The sequence below is a fragment of the Kitasatospora sp. MBT63 genome (assembly GCF_000710465.2).
Lineage (GTDB): Bacteria > Actinomycetota > Actinomycetes > Streptomycetales > Streptomycetaceae > Kitasatospora.
On sequence record NZ_JAIZ01000182.1, the window covers coordinates 1 to 3,674 of the forward strand.

General features: G+C 76.8%; 4 protein-coding genes. 2 read left to right on the top strand and 2 right to left on the bottom strand.

Going from position 1 to position 3,674, the window contains the following annotated elements:
- The coding region (locus tag AA75_RS12625; protein ID WP_033820037.1) for an ATP-dependent DNA ligase at positions 1-1,151 on the top strand (1,151 nt) is incomplete at its 5' end.
- 16 nt (positions 1,152-1,167) lie between these two features.
- On the opposite strand, the gene AA75_RS12630 is transcribed toward AA75_RS12625, so the two are convergent.
- On the bottom strand, positions 1,168-1,668 hold the full coding sequence (locus AA75_RS12630) for a DUF1877 family protein (protein WP_033820038.1): 501 nt from the start codon (positions 1,666-1,668) through the stop codon (positions 1,168-1,170).
- A 188-nt stretch (positions 1,669-1,856) separates the two neighbouring features.
- Positions 1,857-2,807, bottom strand: coding sequence for a pseudouridine synthase (locus AA75_RS12635; RefSeq protein ID WP_033820039.1), 951 nt, complete (start codon positions 2,805-2,807; stop codon positions 1,857-1,859).
- A 195-nt stretch (positions 2,808-3,002) separates the two neighbouring features.
- Between AA75_RS12635 and AA75_RS12640 the strand changes: the two genes are divergently transcribed.
- Positions 3,003-3,674, top strand: a 672-nt coding sequence (locus tag AA75_RS12640; RefSeq protein WP_149038097.1) for a PAS domain-containing protein, incomplete at its 3' end; no start/stop codon positions are given.

Genomic DNA, 3,674 nt, shown 5'->3' on the forward strand with positions numbered 1-3,674 from the left:
TGCTGGGTGACGCCGTCGCCAAGGCCGCCGGGGTGCCCGCGGCGGCGGTCCGCCGGGCGCTGATGCTGCGCGGCTCGGCCAGGGCGGTCGCCGAGGCGGCGCTCGGCGGCGGCACCCCGGCGCTGCGCGCCTTCACCCTGGAGGTGGGCCGGGCGGTGCGGCCGATGCTGGCGGCGGCCGCACCGGACACCGCGGCCGCCCTCGCGCGGATCGAGGGTCCGGCCGCCCTGGAGTGGAAGCTGGACGGTGTCCGGGTCCAGGTCCACCGGGACGGGCCCGAGGTGGCGGTCTTCACCCGCGGCCTGGACGACATCACCGCCCGGGTTCCCGAACTGGTCGAGGCGGCGCTGGCGCTGCCGGTCCGCGCGGCCGTCCTGGACGGCGAGGCCATCGCGCTCGGCCCGGACGGACGGCCGCGGCCGTTCCAGGTCACCGGCGCCCGCACGGCCTCCCGGCAGGACCCGGCCCGGCTGCGCGCCGAGACACCGCTGACGCCGTACTTCTTCGACCTGCTGCACCTGGACGGCACCGATCTGCTGGACCTGCCCGCCGAGCGCCGCTGGGCCGAACTGGCCCGGGTCGTCCCGGCGGAGCTGCGGGTGCCCGCGGTGCGGACCGCGGACCCGGCGCGGGCCGAGGCCTTCCTGCGCGAGACGCTGGGCCGCGGCCACGAAGGGGTGCTGGTCAAGGACGCGCAGGCGCCGTACGCGGCGGGGCGGCGCGGCGCCGGCTGGATCAAGGTGAAACCGCACCACACGCTGGACCTGGTGGTGCTGGCCGCGGAGTGGGGGTCGGGCCGGCGCCGCGGCTTCCTGAGCAACCTGCACCTGGGTGCCCGGGCGGCCGGTGAGCCGGGGCTGCCGCCGTGGGTGATGCTCGGCAAGACCTTCAAGGGGCTGACGGACGAGCTGCTGGTCTGGCAGACCCGCGAGCTGCTGGCCCGCGAGAGCGGCCGGGACGGGCACGCCGTGCTGGTGCGCCCGGAGCTGGTGGTGGAGATCGCCTTCGACGGGATCCAGCGCAGCCCGCGCTACCCGGCGGGCCTGGCGCTGCGCTTCGCCCGGGTGGTCCGCTACCGGGACGACAAGCTGGCCGAGGAGGCGGACACGGTGGCCGCGGTCCGCGCGCTGGCGACCGGGCTGCCGGCCTGAGGGCCCGGTCGGTCCATCAGTCGATCCAGACCAGGAGACCGTGCCGGCGAGCCGCCACCGCCCTGAGGAAGTCGGCCAGTGCGCGGTACTCGGCGCTCAGCAGGTACAGGCAGTCCTCGGAGGTCCACAGGCTCGGCGGGTAGAGCCCGGCCGCGGCGAGGTCGGCGGCCCGTACCCCGTCGGTCAGCTGTCCGGGGGAGATCGCCGCGGCGGCGTCGGCGGCCGTCCGGACCCGGTCCGGGGCGAGCCGGCGCGGCGGCCCGTACCCCCAGTCCCCCGCGCCGGGGAGCTCCTCCTCGCCGTGCACGAGGTCGACCGGGAACCCGTGGCGGCGCAGCAGGAAGTCGAGCGCCTGCCAGGCCTTCCCGGTGTCGTGCAGACGTGCCCAGCCGCCGGCCCGGGCGCCGTCCGCACCGCCGTCCAGCTCGGCCACGAACGCCCGGGCCCAGCCCGGCTCGTCCGCGGCGCGTTCCAACTCCGCTGCGCCGAGCCGGAGATACCTGCCGATCATGCCCATGGGCGGAGCCTAGGGGCGGTATCCGACAGTTCGCGTCGGATCGGCGCGCGGCGGTGGGCGCCCGGCGGGGTGTGCCGGGCGAAGCGCCCTCGTACCGGGCCGCACTCGGGCGATTCGCCGGTGCGTCCGGGTGGGGGCGCCTCGCGGCCGGAGGCCGGGTAAGGGCACGTGGGGGGCGGCCCCGGCCGTCAGACGCCGGCCGTCCAGGCCTGCGGGTCGGTCCAGGCCGCCAGTTGGCGGCGGCTCTCGAAGCGCCGTGCCTCGCCGGTCACCGGGTCGGTGAACTCCAGCCGCCTGGCGAGCAGCTGGAGCGGGCGGCGGAAGTCGTCCGGGGCGGGTTCGGCGAGCACCTCGGGGTAGAGCGGGTCTCCGAGGATGGGCAGCCCGGCGGCGGACATGTGCAGGCGCAGCTGGTGGGTGCGGCCGGTGTGCGGCAGCAGCCGGTAGCGGGCCAGGCCGGCCCGGTGGTCGATCAGCTCGATCCGGCTCTCGGCGTTGGCCTCGCCGGGGACCTCGCGGGAGGCGAGTTCGCCGCGTTCCTTGACGATCCGGCTGCGGGCGGTGTGCGGCAGCGGGAGGGCGGGGTCGAAGCGGGCCACCGCCTCGTACTCCTTGCGGACCAGCCGGTGTTCGAACAGTCCCTGGTAGGCGCCGCGGTGCCGGGGGTCGGCGACGAACATCACCAGGCCGGCGGTGAGCCGGTCGAGCCGGTGCGCCGGGCTGAGCCGGGGCAGGCCGAGGTCGCGGCGCAGCCGGGCGAGGGCGGTCTCGGTGACGTGCCGCCCGCGCGGGGTGGTGGCCAGGAAGTGCGGCTTGTCGGCGACCACCAGCCGCTCGTCCCGGTGGAGCACCTCGACGGCGAACGGGACGGGGGTCTCGGCGGGCAGCTCGCGGTGGAACCACAGGTACTCGCCGGGCCGGTACGGGCGGTGCACGGTGACCGGGCCGTCGAGCGCGACGAACTCGCCGCCGTCCATCATCGCCGCCAGCCGTTCGGCGCCGACGGCGGCGCCGTAGCGCTCCAGCAGGTACGCGAGGGCGGTCGGCCAGGTGCCGTCGGCGGGCAGCCGCAGCCGGACCGGGTCGACTCCCCGGCGTTGCGGGAGGGGGCTCGCGGGTACCCCGGACTTGCGCCTCATCGGCCGGACGACCTCCGTCTGCTTCGTTGCACCGGCCCCCAGCCAACCATCCCGGCGGACCGGGACCCAATCCGTGCGGGCCGCCGGCCGGCGGCCCGGGCCCGGCGGGGAATGCGCCGGGCCCGGGCTGGGCCGGGCCGCGGCGGCCGTGCGACGATGGCAGGGCGGAACGCCGACTTCCGGACGGGTGCCTCGATGGACACCAATGAGCAGCAGCACAGGATCGTCCCCCCGACCCGCCGCTCCCTCGTCCCGCCCGAGCCGGGCGGGCCCGGGCGCGGCGGGCAGGCTGCCGACAGCCTGCTGGCGGTCCCGATCGCCACGGCGCTGATCGCGCAGAACGGCCGGATCCTGCACTGGAGCCCGGACGCGGAGGCGCTGCTCGGTTACAGCGCGGCGCAGGCGGTGGGGGCGCCCGCCGCGCAGCTGCTGGTGCCGGCCGAGCAGCGGCCGGAGGTGACGGCGCTGTTCGCGGACATCCTGGCGGGCCGGGCCTGGTCCGGGGTGTTCCCGGTGCGGCACCGGTCGGGCCATGACGTGATCCTGGAGTTCCGTACCCATCCGATCGCGGGTCCGGGCGGGCAGCCGCTGGTGCTGGCGGTGGCCTCGGACGTGACGGCGGTGCGGCGGCTGCAGTCCGACCTCGCGGTGCTGGACGGGTTCTTCACCCAGTCGCCGGTCGGGATGGCGGTGTACGACACCGACCTGCGGTTCGTCCGGCTCAACGACGCGCTGGCGCGGATCAACGGCCTGCCGGTGGAGCAGCACCTGGGCCGGACCGTCACCGAGGTGCTGCCGGGCCTCAACGGTGAGGAGATCGAGGCGGTGATGCGGGAGGTGCTGGCGGGCGGCGACGCGGTGGTGGAC